Source organism: Bdellovibrio sp. KM01, from assembly GCF_013752535.1.
Lineage (GTDB): Bacteria > Bdellovibrionota > Bdellovibrionia > Bdellovibrionales > Bdellovibrionaceae > Bdellovibrio.
On record NZ_CP058348.1, the window covers coordinates 3,751,797 to 3,774,646 of the forward strand.

A 22,850-nucleotide genomic window follows, 5' to 3' on the forward strand; every position below is an offset into this window, starting at 1 on the left:
AAAATATTATTTGGATAAACAGAGGTTTGTGCAATAATTAATCATGTTATTATATTGCATTATATTCTTGCTCGTCGTCGTGTACTGGCCCGCCAGTATGTTCTGGGATCAAGACATTTTATGGGCTCGTGGAATTTCCAATTACATCGATTGGCCCGTTCACTTTGCGCAAGCATCGAAGGTGCGTTACCAAACCATCGTCGAATGGTATACGCACAATCCCTTCGTGTATGGTGCTCGCAATAACTACCCATTCTGGGCGGATGTTCCATCGGGATTGTTGTTAAGGCTGGGACTTCCTTTTAAAACCGCATTTTTAATTCCCTCGGTTCTTTTTACGGTTCTGTTCTTTTATTGCTCTTACAAATTTTTGAAAAAAAGAAGCTTTTCCAATAACTCCATCGCGGCTGTCCTTTTTCTTTTTCTATTTGCGAGCATGCCAACGGGAGAAGGAACGCAGCCGCAACTGTGGTTAAACACATTCAGCCCGAATCGCAGCCTTCTGATTACATTTTCTTTGCTCTTGGTTGTTTATGATACTTTTAGCGACTTTTTAACAAGTCCCAATGTGCCCAACCTAAGGACACGAGTGATGACTTGGTTAAAACTTACTTTCATCACTCTGATCATGTGTATGACCCATCCCCATACACTTCTTTCAACCGCAGTCGTAGCCACCGTGTTTTCGATAGTGACCTTTTATAAAAAGCGCAAGATTCCAGTTGAAGCAGTACTATGGGCCTTTACCAGTCTTGCGATTATTTTGACCTTCAAACATTACCTGTGGAGTGAGGCGACTACCGGGTACCCGATCTTCAGACCCAATTGGACACAAGAGCGTTTCGCCATCAGTCCATGGATGTTCTGGCCAACCTACGGCGGAGTCGTTTATCTCTTGGGAATGTATTTTGGTATCGTTAAAAAACGTTACTTAGAACTCGCGATCATTCTGATTTTAACCGCATTGCATTTATTGTTTCAGTGGCAGATTAATGAATACGATAATATCAAAAACACGCTGATCATGATGTTTTTGTGTTCGGCACTTATTGTTGAATTCTTTCCTTCGAAAAGATGGCTGGCCGTTTTCTGTGTCATCTGCGTTTTACCTTCCCTAAAGGAGTGGACAGAAATTTATCCCCTGACCACCCGAGAAGAAATGGCCATGGCAGACAAGCTGCAAGTGGAAACTCCTAAAAACTATGTCGCCATCATCGACAGTCGCCACAATCATCCAGTGCCCATGTTCACTTCGATTCCCGTGATGGCATGGTGGGACTTCTATTCTTGGACTCTGGGACTTCGCAACAACCGGGAAACCATTTTTAGAATGCAAATGCTAAGAAGACCCTTGGAAATGACTTTCGTAAAACCACTGTTAGTGATTTCCAGAGACGACGGAAGCTATTCTGACTATGAAACTTCAGGACGATTCAAAGATCTAACGGGCGTCTATTTGCAGTTTGATAAATCTGCGCTTAAGGATGTTCCAGTTTTTGACAAAGGTGCTGGCTACACAATTTACCGCAAATTTGGAATAGAAGGTCAGTGACCTTCTAAATTCACCTGTTCATTCACGATATAATGGGGACGGTTACGAGTCGCCGTGTGCACTTGACGAATATAAAACCCAAAAAGCCATACAATATAAAAAAGTGCCGAAAAGCCAAAACTAATAATCGCCAGGAGCAAACTGTTTTGATTAAAGTTTTTTAGAACTGAAAACCCACTCCACAATGCCCCCAATAAAAAGAGCGAGCCCGTGAAAAATGGCAAATGCAGAGGGAAATAAGAGAAGTGTGTCCACGCTCGGAAAAACTCCAGATAGCTGCGTGGCCCCCCCAAAGAAAAATTAGTTTCGCCCGCGAAACGCGGCTGTCTTTTAAACGGAAGATACGCTTGCTTTAAACCTATCCAATCCGTGTAAGCTCTAAAGTATGGATCCACCTCACCCGACTTTAGAATTTCATTTACTGCACGACGGGTGAGAAGTTTAAAGTTTCCACAATCGACTGAGTATTTGAAAGGATAAGACGCCGACAAAATTCTGTATGAAAGCTTCAACATAATACGCTTGTAAAGCGTTTCACCGTGACGCTCGACCATATGAGTGTTTACGACATCTGCCTGCGTGGTCTTCCAAAGTTTTACAAGTTCTTCGAATAACTCTGGTGGATCTTGCAGGTCGGAATCCATCGTGACCACCAAGTCACCCTTAGCCACTTTAAGTCCGGCAAAAAAGCAAATATCACGACCCATTTGGCGGGTCATTTGCAACAGACGAATGCGCTTGTCGTTCTGAATAGCCTCTTTAATCAAGTGAGGAGAAAAGTCCTTGGAATGATCGTCAACGAAGATCATTTCACCATCGATGTCGAATTCTTGCTTAAGTTTATTTAAAGCAGATGAACATCTTGAGATGAACTCAACAATTGTAGCGCCCTCATTCAAATTAGTCAGTACGACGGATAGAAGCATGTTATCCACTTTGCCATAGGGATTTTAATCATGCTAGCTTTAATGAATGAAGAATTTTGGCCCTGCGATCAAGATCGTCTTTTACTATATTATCCCCATTATTTTCATCGCGAGCTATTTGTTCACCGCAGTCAAAGAAACGCAGTATGGACTTAATCGAGACTATGCGGAAGGAACGACGCTGGCTTTTGTAGAAAAATGGAGAGCCAGCGAAAGTCCCCGCGCACTCTATTCTGCAGAAAATTTTGAACAAGGAAGTATCACCGGATATCCGTTCGCGCACTTGGGATTGGTGTCGACTCTTAGCCATGACGCCAGTAGTGCTTTATCATCTGGAAGAATCATCTCTATCGCATCGGCTATGGCAATCGCCCTGATCGCTTGGTTGATTCTAGCGAATTTCGAATTGGCGAGAATCCAGGACCTTCCATTGCTTACCACATTGATTTTGTATCAGACTGCCATCTTTGATTGGTCTTTGTTGGCGCGCTCCGACCTGCTGGCGGCAATGCTTGAAACGCTGGGCGTTTTATTTTATGCGCAAAGCTTGAAAGCGAATCGGGTTTCTTTAGTTCCGTCTTTGCTTTGCTTCCTGCTCGCATTCTTTTGCAAACAGAACTTCATTGCGGGATTTATCTTAGTCTTTGCTTCTGAGTTCTTCCGTGCTCCCGTTCAGACTTTGAAATCTACGCCGATCTATATTTTTACCGGGGCTGCTATCTTAGGCATTGTCACATGGGTGTTTGGCCTAAACTACTGGGAACACACAGTGACTCAACTAGGTGGGCAAGCTTGGTACTTTTCGCGACTTGTACAAATGCTTTCGAGTTATCTGGTATCGCATCTGTATATTATTATTCTTTCGCTCTCGGCTCTTTTCCTACTTCCTTTCAACAAGCCATTTAGGAATATTTTGATTGCCTGGGTTGCAATCGGATTGTTCCTGGTACTTTTAGGATTAGGTCGCGCTGGCTCTAATTACAATTACTTTATCTCTTTGAGTATTCCGTTAGGCATGCTGGCATTCCTGAGTATTCAAAATCTTTTGAATACCGAATTTTCGGGAAAATCATTTGCCGCGATTTTAATAGTCGCCTTGCTCATGGGATCTGCCTTCTTTGAAAACCATGGCTTTGCCGGAAGACTGACTTATCTTGATCACCGAGCTTGGCCACCAACTCGATCAGATACGAGAAAGGCCATCGAAAATACGAAGTCTCACCTAACAGGATTTTCTGCGACAAATGTGTTTTGTGATGAACCCGGTATTTGTACACTCCTGGGCTTTACCCCTGATTTTACTTATTTTGAGAACAACATGAATACCCAAATGGGTAAGCAAAAAAGCTTTGATCACTATGACACTTTGTTACTGACTGAGTATCCAAGTGAAAACCTGGCTTGGACAAAGTTTAAACTGCCTGCGGGGTTTGTTAAAACAATTCACGAAAAGTATGAACTTCGCAGAATCTCGGACTTGGGATTTATTTTTACACTTAAATAGTTATAAGAATTCGCAGCGGTTGTTCTGAATCACTGCCACGCGATCTAAAATACAATTGTACTTAAAACCGAACCAACCGGGATTTTGCACCCAAGAAACATCTGAAATTTCCTTTTTCAGCAAGTAGGCCTCGGCATTAGCATTCAACGCTGGCACCCGAATAACCACTAAACCTGGCAAGTGATCCCAATCAGCTTTTTCTCCAATTGGTGAACACAGCTGTTGGGAGTATTGAATCTTCTCCAGATGACAAGCTTGATCCTGGGAAACGAAATAATAATAGCGATGGCTTGCCGCAGTCACGGCGAGCACCAATCCCAAAACCAAAAATAGAAAGGTCTTATTCGCTACATTCATTCAGATTAATTCTTGCCTTCAGCACCTGCTTAGTCACTAAATTAACTATGGTAAATAAGAAATTATTGCTACTGGGAAGCTCCGGATTAATTGGCAGCGCGATCTTTAGAAAACTCACTGACCTAAAGTCATTTGAGATAGTATCTCCATCTTCGTATGAGTTGGATTTACGTGATTCCTTTGCCGTCGATAGATACTTTCAAACCCACAAACCTACACATGTCATTCATGCCGCAGGCAAAAGTGGCGGAATCTATGCCAACATTAACAATCCAAGTACTTTCTCGGTCGAAAATACCTTGATGACCGTCAATGTCCTGCAATCTGCATTTAAAGCCGAAACAAAACGACTTTTGCAATTCATCCCGTCTTGCGTTTATCCACTGACTGCCGAACTTCCCTATAAAGAAGAGTCCATCGGCTCAGGGCACATTGAAGAATCCAGCAAATATTTTGCTTATGCGAAACTAAATGCACTGATGATGGCACAAGCCTTTAATCAGCAACACAAGACCGAATTTATTTCGATCATTCCAAGTAACGTCTATGGCCTGGCAATAAAGTCTGCATCAGAAAACTCCCATGTGATTCCTTCTTTAATTCACCGCATGTTGGTTGCAGTAAAAACCAATCAGAAGGACATCCAAATCTGGGGCGACGGCAAAAATAAAAGGGACTTTCTGTATTCAGATGATCTGGCCGAAGCGACTTTGATGATTTTAAATCACGCATCTCCTAAACCAGTTATCAACGTGGCCAGCGGAGAAGTTGTTTCGATCAGCTCCTTGGCTGAGCTGATTCGAGAAACCGTAGATTACAAAGGGAATCTTAATTATAAGAACAATGGCTTAGCTGGGGCTGCTCATAAGTATTTGGATACTTCGACTGCGAATGCACTGGGCTGGAAAGCACGCACAACGCTTAAAGATGGAATCAGATCTTTACTAGTTTAATATTTGCCGGATGGCGCATGCCATCTGGAGGATTGAATATATCGTCCTCTCCGTCTGGCGAAGAAACACGCAAAGACTTTCCAATTTCAAAGAACTGCTCATTGGACAGCTTTTGACGTTCCACCAAAAGATTCAGGTCATCTTTATAGATATTCTGATCATAGGTTTTCAAAACAACGTTTAGATCAATAGAAACTCTGGAGCCTGCGCTCTCTGCGCGATGAGTTCCATGCAGCAACGAAGAATCCACCATCAACATATTGCCCGCGATATTATTGACGTCTAATTCTGTGCTGTCTTGAATAAGATCTTGAGCTTCGTGATAACTGGAAAGAGGTTTCAACCAGGCTGATTCAAACTTTGCCCCTGGCATCCATACTTTCAGAAGGTTATTCGAAAGGTCGCCCAAAATGGGAATATGCAATAGGACTGAGCGCAAAGAACACCCCACCCAAGTTTCAGAGTGAGGAAGTTCTGTGGGATAAGCCCGTGAACCAGCCCCCTGATCAATTCCTTTCAATCGGATATTAAATGGATATATCCAAAACTCCACAGCATGTGCAATTTGGGATTGTTCTAAGATTTCCGCAATCGTTTGGTGGACTTCGGTGAATTTGTGATCGCAATAGGATTTGGGAATTACGATTCCCGAGGTACTGATGTTTTTGGCTTTGGCAGGTAATTCAGTCAGCGCTTTTTGCAAGTCGTCTTCATGAAACTCATTCGCTCCACATGAGGCTTTTAAGTATTCCTGAACCTGAATCTGCAATTTCAAAAACAGGTGACTAGGAATGCCAAAGCTTGCTGTCAATGGAGCTTGCGATCTAAATCCGGTACCAGAAATAGCTTCGTCAAAGAACTTCTTTCTTTGAAAATGGTATTCGTTCATACCGCTTCCTTATTGAAGATACTTTGAAGGTGCTTAAAGCCCGACTCGGTTCCAAAATCTATTTCAGCAAATGGATAAGCCGTAAACTTTGCGCGAGTTTTGATTTTATTAAAAACTTCTTTTTCATAGGAACAAGACATCGGCAAACCCAGCTTATGCCAGTTATGTACGATTTCAGAACTCAAAACCGACAATCCCGTGTAGGTATAAGAATGCGTCTGATAGAGATCCGGCCAAGCATGTGCCTTTTGTTCGGAAATATCGTGAAATGCGGGCTTTGTTTCAAAATTGCGCATAAAGAAAACAGCGTCTTTATTCGCGGTTGATTGCGACTTTACGAGCTCAAAGGGATTCTCTGAAAAATAAGTATCGGCATTAGATAAGATAAAATACTTTTCTTGCAGATAAGGAGCGGTCAAAGTCAACGCTCCCCCTGTTCCCAAGCGAGTTTTCTCTTCCGGAAAGGAGAAGTGCATTGGGTAGTTCAATTTGCCAACTGCATTTTCAATGATCTCCCGATTTGGCCCACCCAAAATGATGACATGTTCAATCCCTGCCGAGTGCCCTTGCGCCAATAAATAATCTAAAAATACTCGGCCTGAGAATTCGGTCAGGCATTTCACTTGGCTTTCGGAATTCAAAAAACTGTTTAGCCGCGAGGCCATGCCTCCAGCCAAGAGAACTAAAGTTTTTGATTCCAATTCCGAATTTACCAAAGTAGCATTTCCCTGAATGGTATTTAAATCGAGTATTCCATATCGCATAGGTTTAATTGGAGGCGGAACAGATCTGCCTTTTTTTACCAACAAACATGGAACCGAAATTATCAATGCTTCGTTTAAAGCCTTCTCTCATTGTGAAATTCGAAAAATCCAAAGTCCACACATTTTTATTGAGACCAATGATTACAAAACGCAGGTTCAGATCGATAAACTTCCAGAGATGGTGTTGATTTCCAGAGATGAATTTCGTATCAGCCTGGCTGTTCTGAATAATTTTGCAGATCTTGTGACATCGCTGGGTGGCGGACTTCATATTAAGACATACTCTGAATTTGCACCGCAGACCGGCTTGGGCGGAAGTTCCGCGCATTTAATCGCGGTTTTAAAGGCTTGTCTAAATTATATGAATCTGAATTGGGACGATAAACAGATTCTGGACACGGCTCATTCGATAGAGCGAGACACACTGAGCATCTTTGGTGGTTTTCAGGATTTCTATCCGTGTCTGTATCAGGGTGCTCACCATCTTTCCAAGAATCCAGGCTCTGAAATCATCCACCGTACTCTGGATGGTAATTTCCTGAACGAGTTAGATTTATCTTTCTTTATCATGGAATCTTCAGCCGTCAGCTTAGGTGAGACCGACTTACCAGAACTGAACTCTTTAAAGATTCAAAAGGATCTGGCTCATCAAGCAGCAAATGCCTGGAAGCAAGGCCAACACTCTGTTTTCAAGAATTTACTGCAAGAGAGTTGGAAGGCGAAAAGCCAGACGGCAAATCTTCCCCATGTATTTGCCACGAAGACCTGCGGCCTTTCAAAAAGAATGAACGTCGTCGCTGTGGAAAAATCCCTGGAAAAACCATTCACCGAAAGCAGTGGCCATGCAGCTCGCAAAATTGAATGGCATTAAGTCTTTCATAGTAAAGCACTTCGAGAAACTAATTTTCCTTAATTGCATAGTCGCTGCGATCGTCCTTTACCTTCATGACATTCTGTATTCTTTAGACGGCGGTGGTCGTTATGCCAGCGGGTTAGATTTTCTGGAAGTTGGAATTCACGGGTACAATGACCACTATTTCTTGGGTGGCGTACAAAATCTTTTTTACCCCCCACTGCACGATATTCTTCTGGCAGTTTATCTAAAACTCAGCCAGTTCATTTTTAACGGAAGCTTAAACCACCGATTAATTTATAGTACTTTCGTCTTTATTATCTTTAGTTTCTTTATATATTCGGTCTATAAGGTCTCGAAACATTTTGCGAGTATTGCGGCAAAAGTCTTTTTGCTAGTTTTCATCAGTTGGTCCCTCTTTATAAATATATATTCTCAGAACATGAATTTGGGATCTTCGCTTAACTTTTACAAAATGCCGAAGACCATCTTTTATCAAGGATTAAGCTTTCAAGACATATTCGTCACGGGCCTAACAAATCAGTTTTTATCCGCAGGATTTCTAGTCCTTGCAATACTATCGCTCACGAAGAAAAACCACATAAGAACCGCTTTTTTAATCTCACTGTCGATTCTTTCACATTTCATTTTTGGATTGGTTATTGTTCTACTCTGTACAGTTAAAATGGCGTTTGATCGAGACTTCAAAAATCTGTTGAAAATAGGAATTATCTGCTTCGGACTAACAGCCTTTTTTATCGTTCCACTTTATATCTACAAAGACTTTATGATTACTCAAGTAGCCATGCCATTCAAAACCGGATTTTGGCTCAGCATGGTAGCTGTCCTATTTCTCCTATTTAAATCCAAGAATTTTTCTTATCATTTGTCATTCTCTGCTCTGCTATTGGTTTCATTTATTGGTCTAGCCAAAATTTTAAACAAATTCAATTTTCCTTATCCCAACTTTCACTACTATCGTCTTCTCTATCCGTCATTGTTGTTATCATTGTTTGCAGTAGCATTTTTTTTGAATGAAGCTCACGCAAAATGGAAGAAGGTAATGCTGACTGGAATATTCAGCCTGGCTTGGTTTGGAAATTTTGGAGGACACTTTTATGCTGCAGATATCTTCACAGCCTATATCCCCGAGTTCGAAAGTATTTCACCTCCTAGCCAAAGCGATTTTGGCAAAGGTCGAACATATTTTTTTGGAATTGGAAGACCGGTAGATTTCGCTGCCGAAATTAATACTCGAATAAACGAGCAAAGACTATTCTTCGTTAAGGGCCTCTATTGGGAAAGCGCTCAAGCTAATAAGCTGATTTCTTCAGTTATTTATAAACTCATGGGCCCGCCGACCGTTTTAGAGGGAATGGGCGAAAAGACATTCGAAACAAAATCCTGTGAATTTTTTAAATGTGCCTTCAAATCTCTAATGAACATCACATCCGTTTCAGAAATATGGATGCCACCCAAAGAGACTTTATTGAAATACTTTGAGCTTGGAATTCCAGAGCGAAAGAAATTTCTTTCTTGTTACGACGACTTATTGAATTCATTAGAAGCGCCATCGGGCCAACTGAAGTTTAGCGCTATGATTCAAAATAGATATATTAATCGTGATACCGCAATTGTGAAGCCTGTAGATAGACGAAACTCTGAAACAACAATCGATGCAATTACAGAACGATGCGAGGCTAATCCCAATGATGATGGCCGAATAGATGAAATTAACCTTCCCTCTATTCATCGTAATTTCTCTGGAAACTACGTGCTTAATCTTCCGGTGCACTTGGCTGAGTACCATGTTTCACTTCAATATTTCCCAGGTCTAAAATATGACACGGGCAAAAGCAAAGGCTTAGTGCCAGTACAGTCAAAGTCCGGAGTAATTATTCAAGGCTCTGAGACCGTCCATCTCTACTATGAGCGCACTTGGATAATGTGGTTTGCATATGTGATAACCGCGTTGTCCGTTACTAGCGGTCTTATAGCTCTTGTGGTGACGTCAGCAAAAAGTAGTCATTCTGATAAATAGGCTTATAATTGGCGCCAATCGCCTGCAAGACGCCCTCCGAAATTCTTGAGACAGGCGGGATATAGGGATTTCTATCCAAAACAATTAGACTGATGTTTTTCCATTCAACTTCCCGAACTAATAAGAACTCATCAAGCTTTCCCCTAGCAATTGCTTGTTTGAATTCAAAAGGAAAGAACGTTACATCTTTTCCGGCAAAGATCAGGAGAGACGGATTTTCTGCCCAGATAGGGCCATCAGTATTCTTAATTTTCTCTATTACAGTCTCTGTTGCGTCTTTAACTTCATCTGACCAAGCAGTTACAAAGACGGGAGCGCCTGGATCATTTAGAAAATAGGTTCGGTATTTAAAGTTTTGCCAACAGGTCAAAATCACAATAATACCTGCGACAAATGACACCAATACAGATTTATTCAGGATTGCAATCCCTCGAAGAGTCAGAAATGTCAAAACAACACAAAGCTCCAGTAAAAAGTTAGATCCGCTCCCCTCTCTCCCCATACCAAAAACATAAGGAAGGGCAAACAATCCTAAAAAAATGATAAGAAGGTCAAAACCTTCAGATTTCAATTTCCATACTCCAACAAGTGCAATCACCAAGATACCTAAGTGAAATACTCCGTTAGCTTTAATTGCGTCCCAAAGAAAAACCCATTCATAACGGTTATTATTTGATCCAAATAAGTGTGCCCACAAAGTGTGTTCACTGAAATAATCTAGACATAAGAATCCAACGACTACTCCTACAACTAAACTGAGCCAGGAGCGATCCATTCTTTTATTTTTCAAATCAATAGCAAACAAAGCACACGGAACCCACAGAGCAGTCTGTTTTGTGAAAATCGCTAGCAGGAAGCAAATCATTGCCTGAAATTTTGCTTTGCTCGAATTTTGTAGATAGTAGTAAAGCCCTGACATTTGAAATAACAACGCCAAGCCATCTAGCCTTCCCATCGCTGTCCAGTTAAAAACCGGATACCATGAAAACCAAAGCAGGAAGGGTAAGGCCCAATCCGTAAATTTTGCGGTTCCTCTATGGGAGTCCACGTAAATTTTTGAAATTAAAGCGCCAACTAAAAGAATCGAAGCTGTATTAATCAATCTTGCTTCTTTAAGCCAGACAATGGGATCCGTGCTGATAACACCAATCAACGACTGAAATATCGGTGTGTAGGAAAAATAGTTCGCAACGTCTGCCGCAGCTTTTGAGTATGGATACCGGCCTTCAACTAATATTTTGACTTGATATAGAATTGTTGATTCGCCGTAGTCGATTGTATAAGGAAATCGAATAATCTGGTATGCACGAGCGACTACCGCGATGTAACAGAGTAGTCCATACACGAGTATTATGATGGTAAGGGGCTTCAGCTCTTTAAAGCGCACTGAATTCATAGCTTGTTATTGGGGCAAGGTAACGAACTGCCTTGGTCACAAACTGAACCATCACACCTATAATACTTCGTTGATGTAGAGACGGACCCCCCAGCCGGAACATCGACATAAACCGTCGTTGCAGGAATAGTGTATGCGTCAATATTTCGTGAAGGAATTGTGATTGTTTGGCTACTTCCACCAGTGGGCGATGTGCCAGAACCAGAACCTGATGATGTGACAATCGTAAACGAAGTCCCCGGGACCGTTTGCGCACGAACATTAATTGCTGGAATTGTTACAGGAATGTGATTACTGCCTCCACCTGAAGAAGTCGTCACTGTACATGAGCGCGACTGGCAGCTTGCATCTACTGTAGCAGAACCGGCACCTTCGCAGCCGTTAGCCATCTTGTAAAACGTTTGGCAATCTGCCGTGCCACCCGCTGAGCCAGTTTTAACCATCTGGCTTCCGCCGCTACAAGCTTTTCCAATCGCATCTTTTATTGGAACACATTTCCAATAACCATTATCTACGATTTGAATTTGATCATCGGGACAGACGTAGGCTCCGGCATTATTTCCATAACACTCTTCGATAGTACCAGAAGGCATGGCATTACTGGTAATAAAGAACACCTTACCCACTTCGATGGGTCGCAGATCAATAGCTCCTTTGTTCAGAGTTGATGTCTGCCTGAATTTCATTTTAACTGTAGCGACATATAACTTTTTTGGCGGAAGCAACTCTGGTGCATCAACTAACTGAGGATCGAATGCACGAATCCATTCTGTAGTGAGCGAAAAGCCTTTTACTTCCTGACCTTCCATTACGGGAACATTTCTGCCATTTGGTGGAGTTCCAGTGTTCTTATCGAGAAAAAAACCAACTCTTACAGACTTTGAGAAATTTGTTGCTTCGGAGGCCGGCACTGGAACCTCAGGACCAAAGACTGCGAAGTTGACAGATGTTTTACAGACCTTTGAATTAGATATAATTGATTGAAGGGATTGAACAATCGCGGCGCGCTCCATAGATGCACGAATTTGAGCTCCCTGTTTGCTGGAATTGACCCCCATCTCGGCTAATACCAAGCCAAGGATAGTTGCTAGTCCAAATCCAACCAATACCTGCACTATGCTCATCGAATCCCCTCAGAACGACCTAGATAAATGACTCCATAAACTGAGCTCTGTATTTATGAGAACACTTGAAATCATTGAAGTAAATACTTAAATATTTACGTATCAGACTAAAACACAGGTTCTTCCACTATTCGTATGATGTATGAAAAAGAGTATATTTTGTGGGTGTTTCCCAGACAACAAACGAACAATAAGACGTGATTATTACAAGGGAAAAAAAAGAACAGCAGCCCCTAAAGCTAGGGCTGCTGTTCTTGAATTCTGACTTTGAATTTTGACCGCTATTTATTTTTAGCGAACTGAATATCAAGGCTGATAGTCACATCGTCGCCGACCAAAACACCCCCGGCTTCAAGGGCAGCATTCCAATTCAGTCCGAAATCTTTACGTTTGATTTTGGTTTTTGCGGAAAGTCCGATTTTAGTATTACCCCATGGGTCCGTATGTTCTGCGGAAGGTCCTTCAACCTCTAGAACAACTTCCTTAGTCACATCACGAATAGTCAGGTCACCGGTTACTTTAAGTTCATCCTCGCCTACGCGTTCGACCTTTTTAGATTTAAAAGTGATCGTTGGAAATTTCTCTACGTCAAAGAAGTCAGCGCTTTTCAAATGGGCATCACGTTGAGCTTCGCGAGTATTGATACTTGCAGCCTCAATACTTGCCTCCACCACAGATTTGGTGATGTCTGAAGAATCAAGGGAAAGAGTTCCACTGATTTTTTCGAAGCCACCATGAACTTTGGCGATCATCATGTGTTTGATGGAAAAGTTTGCGCTGGAGTGTGAAGGGTCGATTTGGAATTTTGCTGTAGTCATAGTGTCCTCCTAAAGACTTAAGTTATTTGCTACTCCCTAACTATCGTCCAAAAAAGATTGTCGCGGCAGAGGACTGTATCGCAAATCATTGTTGCAATTGTGTACCCCCTCCCAAAAATCCGCCCCAGACTTATGTAGCCCTTGTGCATTGTATTCGGGCAAACCTCGCCCCTCCGTCATTTCGTCTTTTAAAAAGAGAGTAAAATGAAATCGATATCAGACTCTGAAAGGAGAATTTTATGAATGTCCTATTTAGAGGCTTTTGGGCAAGCACCATGGCAACGAGTGCGATGACCTTTACGCTGTTCGAATCTTTTAAAAGGTTAGCTCTTCGCGAGAGGAAACCTCTGCCACCCGCACAAATCACAAGATCGCTGACCGATAAATTGCACCTGACTCATAAGACCAACTCGGAAATGCAACAGGAAGCCACAATGATAAACCACTTTGGATACGGAGCCGTCTGCGGAATTGCCTATGCATTGCTGGCATCCAAAGTTCCAGGTAACGCCGCTTTGAAAGGCGGGCTTTTCGGACTAGGAGTCTGGGCTGCAAGTTACTACGGACTTATCCCTGCATTGAAACTACAACCCCAAGGAAGACACATGAGCCCGCAACGAAAACTAATGATGATTGGGACGCACGTGGTTTGGGGAGTCAGCTTAGCAATCGCCGAAGACACCTTGAAAAGAAAAGGTACACAAATGCTGGACGCCAGACGCCGTTCGTAACGGAGGGAAAATGAAAAACTCACAACACCGGGAACAAGTTAAAAGAAATGCTCCACAAGAACTAATAAGAGCGGAAAAGCACAACAGCCGCCCAAAACAAAATCACACACCCGACGGCCCCGCGGAGGAATACATCAACGAATCTCGGAATGACAGCAACGAGCCTCCACCATTTACCACCAAACTATTAACTCAGAAGAAAAAAACCAGCTTCTGGGATATTTTCAGATCACGTAAAAATTAAAAAAGCCAAACTCGAAATGAATTTGGCTTTTAAGCAATCAAATATATTTTTACACAAAGTAAGGCCGTGCCTATTGCCCACTCCACGCCGTGGAGAAAGTGTGTCCGTACCTTTTGAACTACCTTTTGAACTATTTAACTTGAATTTTAAGTTTGTAGGCTGCTTTCGAGCGACACACGCTCTCAACACCTTCAGTTGAACAAACCATTTTCCCGCAATTCATTGTAAGAATGCGATTGTCCTTGTTAAGCTCTTTCAACTCTTTCTTCCACTCGGTACAAGCCTTCTTCCAATTGGCACGAGCTTCTTTAATCAAAGTAGCCTCATCACCCTCAACATCATCCTCACCAGAAGTAATCTCAAATTTGTTCTCAGCAGATGAAGACCCCTTCTTAACAGAAATAGTAGTCTCCCCTTCCTCCGCCGGAATATCCTTAACCCCAATAGACTGTGCAAAAGAAACAGAAACCAAAAGCGAAACCAAAAGTCCCAAACCAAATTTCATAAAGATTTCCTCCAATCCCAAAATCCTACCCAGTCCCCCAGAAACAAAAAAGACTTAACACCACCGCACCCACAAACCAGACAACGCGCGAAGTCGAAGTCCAATTTCTCCAGGGATCCGGCCTATCCAACCAATTCTTACACGGAACTTCGAGCCATTGCGGAATTATCCGAATGAAATCCTCTCACAAACGACCTCCGCGGGGTCTGGAAGACCCTCCCCGAAGGGGAAGCGGCAAGGGCAGGAAGCCCGGGTCGGTTGGGAGAGGATTTCATTCGGATAATTCCGCAATGGGACGACGAGTTATCGCATGTAACGAAACCCCCAGTAGGATAGACCAATCCATGGCCGGGTCCCATGCAATGGTTCCCTTGACGAATCCCGCTAGGTCCGGAAGGAAGCAACGGCACTCGAGGGGCTATGTGATGTGGGGTGCTCGGCCACTTTTTTGTTTAAGCAGTTCGGAGAATGTTTTGTCTTATCAGGTGATTGCACGCAAATGGCGTCCCCAATCTTTCACTGACGTTGTCGGACAGAATCATATTACCCAAACGCTGGCGAACGCGCTTAAAAACAACCGCCTTCCTCATGCACTTCTTTTCACAGGTCCCCGTGGTACTGGTAAAACTTCATCCGCTCGTATTTTGGCTAAAGCTTTGCGCTGTCCAAATGCGGTGAACTTTGTTCCGTGCAACGAGTGTGACTCTTGCCGTGAGATCGCAGGTGGTAACAGCGTCGACGTTATGGAAATCGACGGAGCTTCTAACAATGGTGTCGATTCCATTCGTGAACTTCGTGAGACCGTGGCGTTCATGCCGACCAGCGGAAAATACAAAGTTTATATCATCGACGAAGTTCACATGCTTTCGACAAGTGCCTTCAACGCCCTTCTAAAAACTTTGGAAGAGCCGCCAGGTCACGTGATCTTTATCATGGCAACAACAGAGGTTCACAAAATCCCGCAAACGATTTTGTCTCGTTGCCAACGTTTCGATTTCCGCAGAATCACCACTCGTCAAATCACAGAACGTTTGAAACTGATCTGTGACCAGGAAGGTGTGCAAGCTGAAGAGGAAGCTCTTTGGGTTATCGCTCGCCAGGGTGACGGGTCCATGCGTGACTCGCAAAGTCTGTTGGATCAAGTAATCACTTTCGCCAATGGCCCCCTGACTCGCACGAATGTTGTCGAGATTTTGGGCCTTACTGATCGCGCGTTGTTGTTTGAAACACTGACAGCATTGGTGGAGCGTAACACTCTTGATATTTTGAAGGTGATCGAGAAAATTTCCACAGCGGGCTTTGAACCGCATTTATTCTCTCAAGACTTGTTGGAAATGATCCGTAACTTGCTTTTGGTTAAAGTCTCTGAAACTCAAGCCGCCCAGATTCTGGAAATGCCTGACACTGAATTGCAGGCCTTGAATGATTTGTCTCAACGCCTTTCTGAAGAAGACATTCACATGCTCTTCGACATGGCGTTGAAAGGTGGCAGTGATATTCCGCGCGCTCAAGATCCTCGCATTGTGCTTGAGGTGATTTTGCTTCGCATGGCGTCTGCGCCGAAACTTGCGGACCTTAAGACTTTGCTGGCGAATGGTCCCCAAGCTTCTCACAGCGCAGGTGGGGCCAGGCCCTACGTTCCGCCGGTAGCTCCACCCGTTCCAGGCCACCAGCGACTGAAAGAATCCCAATCCGTTCCCGAAGTTCCGTCGGGTTTGGAAAAAATGAAGGCGACTTTCGAGCAACCCACAAAGAAAACTTCTGATAACAAACCAGCAACGCCGGCACCTGCTCCTGTTGAGGAAGCAAAACCACAAGTTCCAAAACTTGCGACAGGTGCAAATGCACAAGAACGTTGGATGAGTTTTGTTGAATTGCTGCGCCAGGATGATGCTTTGTTTGCGGCAAAAATTGAAAATCTTCTGTTCGTGAAAGAAGAAGGCAAACTTTTGACCTTGGGAGTTCCAACCAAGTTGGTATTCCTGAAAGATCAAATGGCCGATACTCAGGTGCGTAAAAAGCTTCAAGGATTTATTGATTCGTACTGGGGCGCTGGGTATTCTTTTGAAGTATTGATGAAGGGTGATCAAACGGGCGAATCGGCTCAGGCTCTGCAACAGAAAAAAGTGCAGTTGGCTGAAGATGAAATCCGCAACAAGATCACTAACAACCCGATGGTTAAAGCAGCCCAGGAAGCATTCCAGGGTCAGATTAAAAACATCGTAGAACTAAAGCGCGACAACGCGCCTAAAAAGTAAGGAGAACTTATGAAAGGTCTTCCAGGCGGAATGGCTGCTTTGATGAAGCAAGCTAACCAAATGCAAATGAAAATGAAAAAGGCCCAAGAGGAACTTGCTAAGGCTGAGTACGAAGCAACTTCTGGCGGCGGCGCTGTAACAGTTAAAGTTAACGGCGACCACATGATCACTGATTTGAAAATCAGCGCAGACGTTATGAAAGACGGCGACGTTGAAATGCTTCAAGACATGATCATGACTGCAACTAACGAAGCAGTTAAAAAAGCTCGTGATATCTCTTCCAAAGAAATGGAAAAAATCACTGGCGGCATGAACATTCCAGGAATGTTCTAATAAAACGGAGATCCCTTGCTTCACATCACCGCTCTTGAAAAATTAGTCCACGAAATGAGCCGTCTGCCTGGTATCGGGCCGAAGACTGCTCAACGTTTGGCCTATTTCATTCTTAAGTCTGAGAGTGAATTTCCAGAGCGTTTAAGTGAAGCTCTTCTTCGTGTGCGCGCAGAAGTTCACGACTGCCCCCAATGCTTTAACTTTACGGATGCTGATATTTGCCGTTATTGCAAAGATGCACACCGTTTGGATGAAGCTATCTGCGTGGTTGAGGAGCCTTCCGATATCATGCGCATCGAATCTTCTGGTGCTTTTAGAGGCCGTTACCATGTTTTGCATGGTGCGATCTCTCCACTGGAAGGCATCGGTCCTAAAGAACTCAAAATCCATGAATTGATCGACCGAGTGGACGCAGGTTTGCGCGGTGACGGCCCCGTGATTAAGGAGATCATCCTTGCATTGGACGCAGATCTTGAAGGCGATACGACGATTTTGTACCTTGCTAAACAGTTGCAGGGTAAAGGATTGAAACTTTCTCGCATTGCCCATGGAGTTCCTATTGGCAGCGACATCGATTTCGTAGATGATAGAACTATGGGTCGTGCCCTGCAAAATAGAGTGGAGCTGTAATGTCCTTTATTAACTACAATGCCAAAGAGATTCACTGCAAAGTCGTGTATTACGGCCCATCATTGGGTGGTAAGACGACGAACATTCAGTGGGTTTATCAGAAAACGGCTGAGGATCAAAAATCCAAGCTGGTGGCATTGAATACGGACATCGAGCGCACGCTGTTTTTTGACTTCCTGCCACTGAACGTGGGGGAAATCCGCGGTTTCAAAACTCGCTTCCACCTTTACACAGTTCCGGGCCAAGTTGTTTACGATGCTTCCCGTAAGTTGATCCTTAAAGGCCTGGACGGGGTTATCTTCGTCGCTGACTCTCAGATCGAGCGTATGGACGAAAACTTGGAATCCCTTCGCAATTTGGAAACGAACCTTGAACAACAAGGTTACGACATCAAAGAAATCCCATTGATCATGCAGTACAATAAGCGCGACCTTCCGAATGTGGCGTCTTTGGCTGAGATGAGAAGCGCTTTAAACCCTTACAATGCCCCTGAAATCGAAGGCTGTGCTTCCGAAGGCCGTGGCGTATTTGAGTCGTTAAAGACCGCTTCCAAATCCATTATCAACGTTCTTAAAGGTGGCACGACTCTGTAATCAGAGCCCTCTTTTGAGCCCAATTGTAACTTCAATTCGCTTTCATTTTCCAGTTACGACCTAGGCACTGCTGTGCTATAGGATGTCGCACCTATTTGGCGTACAATGTCCTATTACGTTAGGCGTTTATCGCAAAGGCGCGAGGTAATGACTATGAGTTATGATGTTGCTGCTGAAATTCAAAGACTGAAAAAAGAGAAGAACGCCGTTGTTCTGGCTCACTATTACGAAGATGGTGAAATCCAAGACGTAGCAGATTATGTCGGCGACAGCTTCTTTTTGGCTAAAAAGGGCCAAGAAGTAAAAGAGCAAGTAATCTTGCTTGCGGGCGTTGTGTTCATGGCTGAATCCGTAAAGATCATGAACCCGACTAAAACAGTTTTGGTTCCTGAGCTGGAAGCAACATGCTCTTTGGTTAAGGGTGCTCCTTACGATAAATACTTAGCTTGGCGCCAACAACATCGCGATGGTATCGCGGTGACTTACATCAATTCCTCTGCTGAAGTTAAATCCATTTCAGATGTGATCATTACTTCCTCCAACGCCCAGCAAATCGTGAACGCAATTCCTAAAGATCGCAAGATCTTGTTCGGACCGGATCAACACTTGGGTCGTTGGCTGTCTAAAAAATTGGGCCGCGAAATGGAGTTCTGGAATGGTTCATGCGAAGTCCACGTGTTGTTCAATGCGAACCGCTTGGCCGCTCTTATTCAAGAACATCCAGATGCTTTGATCCTGGCCCACCCTGAGTGTGATGATTCCGTTTTGGCTTACGCCAACGTGATTGGTTCAACTCAACACTTGTTGGACTCCGTATCTGCGAATCCTCACAAGAAATTTATCGTCGCGACTGAGACTGGCATTTTCCACCAAATGCAAAAACGCCGTCCTGATGCCACGTTCATTCAAGCTCCGGTTGTTGATGAAGGCTGTAAATGCAATGACTGCCCTTACATGAAAATGAACAACATGGAAAAAATCAAACGCGCGCTTGAAACGTTCAAACCCGAAGTGAATTTGCCAGAAGCCTTGCGCCTGGAAGCAAAAACATCTTTGGATCGCATGATGGATATCACCAGCGGTAAAGCCGTTACTTGGCCTGCTGAATTCACTCTTTAATCTTCACCCAAGGACTCTGACATGCTGATCATCGACAATCACAAGTTAGAGTCTTTACGAAAACATCTGAACTGCCCCGACTTACAGGTCTTTGCTTACGCTGACTGGGGCAGTGAGAATCCCGATCACCGAAAATTGATTCACTCGCATCGCGATCAGATCATTCTGAATTCCAATACTCCCCTGCATTCAAGTATCGCTCATACCCAAGGCATGGGAGTGTTGATGATTTCATCCCATGCGATAGGCGTAGATGTCGAGAACACTCACCGTGTTTCCGAACCCATCGCAAAGCGCATAGCCAAGCCCGGAGAGTACGAGTCCGCCCCCAGCGCTGCCAGCCTATGGACAGCCAAAGAAGCGTGCTTTAAAGCCCTTCGCCCCTTCCGCCAGCCCTCGGTCCTTTCAGAATTTTCTGTAGGGGATTGGCAAAAAATCACATCCCAGTATGAGACATTCACTCTGCTAAATTACTCTGAACACCAAGCCCCGTCTGCCGGAGCTGGCGTGTGTTTCCAGGAGCAGAAATTTAGTTTTGGTTTTTACTGCGTGAACCTTTAACTTTGGTCCGGTCTTGCCGAAGAGTTTAATAACCTGCAATGTCAGACGAAGAGAAACCTTATCTGACTTTGCAGGAGCTCATAGGCAAGTTTCATTAGGGCAAGGTAGGTATAAATGGGAAACACAGCTGCAAATAAACGGATCGCTCCCCGTAAGGAAGTCACACCGATTCATGTGTCGTATATGACTTCACTGGATGATTTCGCCAAGATCGCAAAAAACTGCGAAATCGTGGAAGCATCTTCATCAGGTCTGCTGCTTTTAGTAAAAAGAGAAGATCTGATTCCCACGGCGCTTAGAAAAAATCTGACGTTGGATGTATTGATCGGCGATAGAGTCTTTATGCATCTGGACGAAATGAACCTGGAAATTTCAGGTGTTATTAAAAGAACAAAACTATTGGGTAAAAAAGGTTTCCACATCGCTGTAGATTACAGTGAAGATGCTCCAGAATATTGGAGAGAATGCCTGATGGATCTTTTGCCGGCTCCTGGAGAGATGGACGAAGAATAGTTTCTGTTTCTAATGCCTATGAGACTAAAAAGGGAATCCGACCGGATTCCTTTTTTATTTGGCGTAACTGTTTACCAGCTCGTCGAGCTTGGCATTGAATATCTTTTGGCCTTCGGCACTGGCGTAGTTTTCTGATTTTAACTGCTGCTTATATTGCTCGAGCTCAATCGAAATGATCTTCCAGTTACTTTGACGAAGCTTTTGTTTATCTTCGTCAATTTGTTGTGCTGGCCCCATGATATCGCGGAAATTGGCGCCCGCTTCCATTTGTCTTTGGAGCTCTTTTTCCCGCGCGCCAATCGCTTCCATCTGAGATTTCGTAGCGCTGCTGGTTTTAAGCACGGATTCGATCTTTTCGTTCATCAATCTTGTCGCCCGGTCATTTTCATAATCCCGGCGCACACGAATTACATTTGCCGGGGAAGCCGTCACCATTCCGTTTTTCATGCCCTCACTGGGCCCCGCCCCCGTGTCAACCCATGTGAAGGGCACATTCAGATCTCCCAGCACTGGCTGAATACCTAAGTTTAAAAAGTTTTTCAGCGCCATAAACTCTGGTTTTAGTGCGGAGTCTTCGTCTGTCTTATCGTTCAAATACTTTGCCGTCGCATTCAACTTTGCCAAAACCTCGGCACGAGTCATCTTTTGAATGTCTCCCCAGTGAAGTTCACCGGGGGCACCGACTTTATCCAGAAGTTTATTGTAATCTGCAATTTCACGGGAAAAATTCTGCACGAAATTCTTTTTTATGTCGGCATAATGGATCAGGCGAATCATTGTGTCTGGCGAAGGTACTCCCACTTGTTGTTCTGGGGGCAGGACTTCCTTACAATGAGCATAATCCTGCAGCTTTTCATAAAATCTGCGCAGATCACTGTCTGAAGTATTTGCCGGAGGATTTGCGCACCCTTCTTCGGCATTCAGATAACAAGTATAAATTTTTGCGTCTTTCAGGTAGGCACTTTCGCACATGGACTGAACATTCGCTAAATCCATCGCAAGCTTTTTACTGGAAAACTTACCACCCACACAGATGGCGGCGTCAGTGATTCTGACACCATCCAAACCTTTTAAGGCTTTTTGCAGTTCGTTTTCGTCCTTGATCTGCACAAGGTCTTTTTCTTTCGACAGGAAGTCTTTTAGCAAGGCCCAATTTGCTGGACTATTTCCCAAGGGACCTTGTCTGTCAAAACCGACAACGACTTCCACTTTGGGAAAAGATTTTTTCCAATACAAACTAAGGCTGCTGATGTTCGCAGTATAACAACCCCATAAGGCCAGGGACCGAATACTATCACCCATTGGTGGATTTTTTGTAAAAGCATCGGAAAGATCTTTATCAGTCAGATCACCAAATCTGCCCGCAAAGTGTCCGTTGCCGTCATGGCCTGAAACCACCATCGAAGAAAGCTGCACGCCTTTTTTCTGCAGCTCTGCGATGCTTTTTTCCAGCGTGTTGGCATTGAGTTCATTTTCCTGACGGAATTGATTTTCTTTTGCCATGGCGTCGTTAAGATTCTTTGAAACTGTCGCACAAGCTTCAGTTTTAGCGGTGCCAACGGAGCAGCCTTTTTTCAGAAACTGTTCATTAGCTTTTTGCGTTAGCTCCTTGAACTTTACCTGCTTTGCCATCATTTCTTTGGTCACTTCAGGAATCACGATGACCTTTTCCCCACGCTTTGCTGCCGCAGCTTTCGCAGCTTCGATCTCTTTGGGATTTCCATTAAGATCCAAAAACAAAATATCTGCATGAGCCTGGGCGGAAAACGACAAGATGGCGACAACTGCGGCTAACAAGCATTTATGCATTAGCGCGGCTCCTTGATGAGCATTTGGAATTTCGCTAATTGCTTTTTAGGCAGGGCCGGATATTTTTTCGCAAAAGCTTTCGCACCGCTATTTTGCGCGCGCAAAACAAACATGTCGCGATCATAGTGACTTTTATTTTTGAAGAATTTTGTAAGACCTGCTTTATCAATCAGATCATCGCGTTCACCCGGAGGAATCACCTGATGATCTCTTAAAGATTTATTAACAGGCCCACTGAGCTTTTCGCTGGGATACTCTTTGGAATAAACGGAATAATTAATCTCCGCCGGTGGCGTAAGTGTATTGTTTGATAAAGATGTGGAAGCGCTCAGAAAAATAGCCAGAGCACCGAGATATCTCAGCATGAATTATTCCCT

24 protein-coding genes and 1 other RNA gene are annotated in these 22,850 nt (G+C 43.8%); 15 read left to right on the forward strand and 10 right to left on the reverse strand.

Annotated features, from left to right (window positions below):
* Positions 1–43 precede the first annotated feature (43 nt).
* Complete coding sequence (locus HW988_RS18040; RefSeq protein ID WP_181605522.1) at positions 44–1,552, forward strand: hypothetical protein; 1,509 nt, start codon at positions 44–46, stop codon at positions 1,550–1,552.
* Here the strand turns inward: HW988_RS18040 and HW988_RS18045 are convergent.
* Positions 1,546–2,478 (reverse strand): glycosyltransferase, encoded by a 933-nt coding sequence (locus HW988_RS18045; RefSeq protein ID WP_181605523.1) that lies wholly within the window; start codon positions 2,476–2,478, stop codon positions 1,546–1,548. The genes HW988_RS18040 and HW988_RS18045 overlap by 7 nt on opposite strands.
* Before the next feature lie 46 nt (positions 2,479–2,524).
* Here HW988_RS18045 and HW988_RS18050 point away from each other — a divergent pair, with 46 nt between their 5' ends.
* A complete protein-coding gene (locus HW988_RS18050; protein ID WP_181605524.1) occupies positions 2,525–3,982 on the forward strand; it encodes a hypothetical protein in 1,458 nt (485 codons plus the stop codon).
* Here HW988_RS18050 and HW988_RS18055 read toward each other — a convergent pair whose 3' ends face one another.
* Complete coding sequence (locus HW988_RS18055) at positions 3,983–4,339, reverse strand: hypothetical protein (protein ID WP_181605525.1); 357 nt, start codon at positions 4,337–4,339, stop codon at positions 3,983–3,985.
* A gap of 47 nt (positions 4,340–4,386) precedes the next feature.
* Between HW988_RS18055 and HW988_RS18060 the strand changes: the two genes are divergently transcribed.
* Positions 4,387–5,292, forward strand: a complete 906-nt coding sequence (locus HW988_RS18060; protein ID WP_181605526.1) for an NAD-dependent epimerase/dehydratase family protein — start codon at positions 4,387–4,389, stop codon at positions 5,290–5,292.
* On the opposite strand, the gene HW988_RS18065 is transcribed toward HW988_RS18060, so the two are convergent.
* Both HW988_RS18065 and HW988_RS18070 read right to left on the reverse strand, forming a co-directional pair.
* On the reverse strand, positions 5,273–6,181 hold the full coding sequence (locus tag HW988_RS18065) for a hypothetical protein (RefSeq protein WP_181605527.1): 909 nt from the start codon (positions 6,179–6,181) through the stop codon (positions 5,273–5,275). The genes HW988_RS18060 and HW988_RS18065 overlap by 20 nt on opposite strands.
* Positions 6,178–6,945, reverse strand: a complete 768-nt coding sequence (locus HW988_RS18070; protein ID WP_255490107.1) for an NTP transferase domain-containing protein — start codon at positions 6,943–6,945, stop codon at positions 6,178–6,180. The genes HW988_RS18065 and HW988_RS18070 overlap by 4 nt, the downstream gene beginning before the upstream one ends.
* On the opposite strand from HW988_RS18070, the gene HW988_RS18075 reads away from it, so the two are divergent.
* Positions 6,914–7,816 (forward strand): hypothetical protein, encoded by a 903-nt coding sequence (locus tag HW988_RS18075; RefSeq protein WP_181605529.1) that lies wholly within the window; start codon positions 6,914–6,916, stop codon positions 7,814–7,816. The two genes, HW988_RS18070 and HW988_RS18075, sit on opposite strands and share 32 nt — an antisense overlap.
* Positions 7,788–9,839: a hypothetical protein gene (locus tag HW988_RS18080; RefSeq protein WP_220128773.1), complete on the forward strand. Its 2,052-nt coding sequence runs from the start codon at positions 7,788–7,790 to the stop codon at positions 9,837–9,839. Before HW988_RS18075 ends, HW988_RS18080 begins: the two co-directional genes overlap by 29 nt.
* On the opposite strand, the gene HW988_RS18085 is transcribed toward HW988_RS18080, so the two are convergent.
* From HW988_RS18085 to HW988_RS18095, 3 genes are all read right to left on the reverse strand, one after another.
* Positions 9,790–11,235 (reverse strand): hypothetical protein, encoded by a 1,446-nt coding sequence (locus HW988_RS18085; protein WP_181605531.1) that lies wholly within the window; start codon positions 11,233–11,235, stop codon positions 9,790–9,792. The genes HW988_RS18080 and HW988_RS18085 overlap by 50 nt on opposite strands.
* Complete coding sequence (locus HW988_RS18090; protein WP_181605532.1) at positions 11,232–12,359, reverse strand: hypothetical protein; 1,128 nt, start codon at positions 12,357–12,359, stop codon at positions 11,232–11,234. Before HW988_RS18090 ends, HW988_RS18085 begins: the two co-directional genes overlap by 4 nt.
* A 281-nt stretch (positions 12,360–12,640) precedes the next feature.
* Positions 12,641–13,177 carry a YceI family protein gene (locus tag HW988_RS18095; protein WP_181605533.1) on the reverse strand — a complete coding sequence of 179 codons (537 nt, stop codon included), beginning with the start codon at positions 13,175–13,177 and terminating at the stop codon, positions 12,641–12,643.
* 239 nt (positions 13,178–13,416) lie between these two features.
* On the opposite strand from HW988_RS18095, the gene HW988_RS18100 reads away from it, so the two are divergent.
* Together HW988_RS18100 and HW988_RS18105 are read left to right on the forward strand one after the other, a co-directional pair.
* Positions 13,417–13,908, forward strand: a complete 492-nt coding sequence (locus HW988_RS18100) for a DUF1440 domain-containing protein (RefSeq protein WP_181605534.1) — start codon at positions 13,417–13,419, stop codon at positions 13,906–13,908.
* Positions 13,909–13,918: 10 nt separating this feature from the next.
* Complete coding sequence (locus HW988_RS18105; RefSeq protein WP_181605535.1) at positions 13,919–14,152, forward strand: hypothetical protein; 234 nt, start codon at positions 13,919–13,921, stop codon at positions 14,150–14,152.
* 130 nt (positions 14,153–14,282) lie between these two features.
* Here the strand turns inward: HW988_RS18105 and HW988_RS18110 are convergent, their stop codons facing one another.
* The gene (locus tag HW988_RS18110) at positions 14,283–14,657 is read right to left on the reverse strand and encodes a hypothetical protein (RefSeq protein ID WP_181605536.1); all 375 of its coding nucleotides are present in this window, start codon (positions 14,655–14,657) and stop codon (positions 14,283–14,285) included.
* Positions 14,658–15,003: 346 nt separating this feature from the next.
* Between HW988_RS18110 and ffs the strand changes: the two genes are divergently transcribed.
* The 8 genes from ffs (at position 15,004) to HW988_RS18150 (ending at position 20,664) form a co-directional block, all read left to right on the forward strand.
* Positions 15,004–15,102: signal recognition particle sRNA small type (ffs, locus tag HW988_RS18115), an RNA gene on the forward strand.
* A 28-nt stretch (positions 15,103–15,130) separates the two neighbouring features.
* Positions 15,131–16,915: a DNA polymerase III subunit gamma/tau gene (gene dnaX, locus HW988_RS18120; RefSeq protein WP_181605537.1), complete on the forward strand. Its 1,785-nt coding sequence runs from the start codon at positions 15,131–15,133 to the stop codon at positions 16,913–16,915.
* 9 nt (positions 16,916–16,924) lie between these two features.
* The gene (locus HW988_RS18125) at positions 16,925–17,248 is read left to right on the forward strand and encodes a YbaB/EbfC family nucleoid-associated protein (RefSeq protein WP_142701864.1); all 324 of its coding nucleotides are present in this window, start codon (positions 16,925–16,927) and stop codon (positions 17,246–17,248) included.
* 15 nt (positions 17,249–17,263) lie between these two features.
* Complete coding sequence (recR, locus tag HW988_RS18130) at positions 17,264–17,878, forward strand: recombination mediator RecR (protein WP_142701865.1); 615 nt, start codon at positions 17,264–17,266, stop codon at positions 17,876–17,878.
* Positions 17,878–18,471, forward strand: a complete 594-nt coding sequence (locus HW988_RS18135) for an ATP/GTP-binding protein (RefSeq protein WP_088615854.1) — start codon at positions 17,878–17,880, stop codon at positions 18,469–18,471. Before recR ends, HW988_RS18135 begins: the two co-directional genes overlap by 1 nt.
* A gap of 147 nt (positions 18,472–18,618) precedes the next feature.
* On the forward strand, positions 18,619–19,590 hold the full coding sequence (nadA, locus tag HW988_RS18140) for a quinolinate synthase NadA (RefSeq protein WP_255490108.1): 972 nt from the start codon (positions 18,619–18,621) through the stop codon (positions 19,588–19,590).
* Positions 19,591–19,611: 21 nt separating this feature from the next.
* Positions 19,612–20,151: a 4'-phosphopantetheinyl transferase superfamily protein gene (locus HW988_RS18145; protein WP_181605538.1), complete on the forward strand. Its 540-nt coding sequence runs from the start codon at positions 19,612–19,614 to the stop codon at positions 20,149–20,151.
* 114 nt (positions 20,152–20,265) lie between these two features.
* Positions 20,266–20,664: a hypothetical protein gene (locus tag HW988_RS18150; RefSeq protein WP_181605539.1), complete on the forward strand. Its 399-nt coding sequence runs from the start codon at positions 20,266–20,268 to the stop codon at positions 20,662–20,664.
* Positions 20,665–20,718: 54 nt separating this feature from the next.
* On the opposite strand, the gene HW988_RS18155 is transcribed toward HW988_RS18150, so the two are convergent.
* Positions 20,719–22,473, reverse strand: a complete 1,755-nt coding sequence (locus HW988_RS18155) for a hypothetical protein (protein WP_181605540.1) — start codon at positions 22,471–22,473, stop codon at positions 20,719–20,721.
* Positions 22,473–22,838, reverse strand: coding sequence for a hypothetical protein (locus HW988_RS18160; RefSeq protein WP_181605541.1), 366 nt, complete (start codon positions 22,836–22,838; stop codon positions 22,473–22,475). The genes HW988_RS18155 and HW988_RS18160 overlap by 1 nt, the downstream gene beginning before the upstream one ends.
* Positions 22,839–22,850 lie beyond the last annotated feature (12 nt).

Excerpts from the sequence above, each read along its gene's own strand:
- HW988_RS18040 (WP_181605522.1), top strand. The coding sequence starts at position 44 with ATGTTATTATATTGCATTATATTCTTGCTCGTCGTCGTGTACTGGCCC.
- HW988_RS18045 (WP_181605523.1), bottom strand. The coding sequence starts at position 2,478 with ATGCTTCTATCCGTCGTACTGACTAATTTGAATGAGGGCGCTACAATT.
- HW988_RS18050 (WP_181605524.1), top strand. The coding sequence starts at position 2,525 with ATGAAGAATTTTGGCCCTGCGATCAAGATCGTCTTTTACTATATTATC.
- HW988_RS18055 (WP_181605525.1), bottom strand. The coding sequence starts at position 4,339 with ATGAATGTAGCGAATAAGACCTTTCTATTTTTGGTTTTGGGATTGGTG.
- HW988_RS18060 (WP_181605526.1), top strand. The coding sequence starts at position 4,387 with ATGGTAAATAAGAAATTATTGCTACTGGGAAGCTCCGGATTAATTGGC.
- HW988_RS18065 (WP_181605527.1), bottom strand. The coding sequence starts at position 6,181 with ATGAACGAATACCATTTTCAAAGAAAGAAGTTCTTTGACGAAGCTATT.
- HW988_RS18075 (WP_181605529.1), top strand. The coding sequence starts at position 6,914 with ATGGTATTTAAATCGAGTATTCCATATCGCATAGGTTTAATTGGAGGC.
- HW988_RS18070 (WP_255490107.1), bottom strand. The coding sequence starts at position 6,945 with ATGCGATATGGAATACTCGATTTAAATACCATTCAGGGAAATGCTACT.
- HW988_RS18080 (WP_220128773.1), top strand. The coding sequence starts at position 7,788 with ATGCAGCTCGCAAAATTGAATGGCATTAAGTCTTTCATAGTAAAGCAC.
- HW988_RS18085 (WP_181605531.1), bottom strand. The coding sequence starts at position 11,235 with ATGAATTCAGTGCGCTTTAAAGAGCTGAAGCCCCTTACCATCATAATA.
- HW988_RS18090 (WP_181605532.1), bottom strand. The coding sequence starts at position 12,359 with ATGAGCATAGTGCAGGTATTGGTTGGATTTGGACTAGCAACTATCCTT.
- HW988_RS18095 (WP_181605533.1), bottom strand. The coding sequence starts at position 13,177 with ATGACTACAGCAAAATTCCAAATCGACCCTTCACACTCCAGCGCAAAC.
- HW988_RS18100 (WP_181605534.1), top strand. The coding sequence starts at position 13,417 with ATGAATGTCCTATTTAGAGGCTTTTGGGCAAGCACCATGGCAACGAGT.
- HW988_RS18105 (WP_181605535.1), top strand. The coding sequence starts at position 13,919 with ATGAAAAACTCACAACACCGGGAACAAGTTAAAAGAAATGCTCCACAA.
- HW988_RS18110 (WP_181605536.1), bottom strand. The coding sequence starts at position 14,657 with ATGAAATTTGGTTTGGGACTTTTGGTTTCGCTTTTGGTTTCTGTTTCT.
- HW988_RS18125 (WP_142701864.1), top strand. The coding sequence starts at position 16,925 with ATGAAAGGTCTTCCAGGCGGAATGGCTGCTTTGATGAAGCAAGCTAAC.
- HW988_RS18135 (WP_088615854.1), top strand. The coding sequence starts at position 17,878 with ATGTCCTTTATTAACTACAATGCCAAAGAGATTCACTGCAAAGTCGTG.
- nadA (WP_255490108.1), top strand. The coding sequence starts at position 18,619 with ATGACTATGAGTTATGATGTTGCTGCTGAAATTCAAAGACTGAAAAAA.
- HW988_RS18145 (WP_181605538.1), top strand. The coding sequence starts at position 19,612 with ATGCTGATCATCGACAATCACAAGTTAGAGTCTTTACGAAAACATCTG.
- HW988_RS18150 (WP_181605539.1), top strand. The coding sequence starts at position 20,266 with ATGGGAAACACAGCTGCAAATAAACGGATCGCTCCCCGTAAGGAAGTC.
- HW988_RS18155 (WP_181605540.1), bottom strand. The coding sequence starts at position 22,473 with ATGCATAAATGCTTGTTAGCCGCAGTTGTCGCCATCTTGTCGTTTTCC.
- HW988_RS18160 (WP_181605541.1), bottom strand. The coding sequence starts at position 22,838 with ATGCTGAGATATCTCGGTGCTCTGGCTATTTTTCTGAGCGCTTCCACA.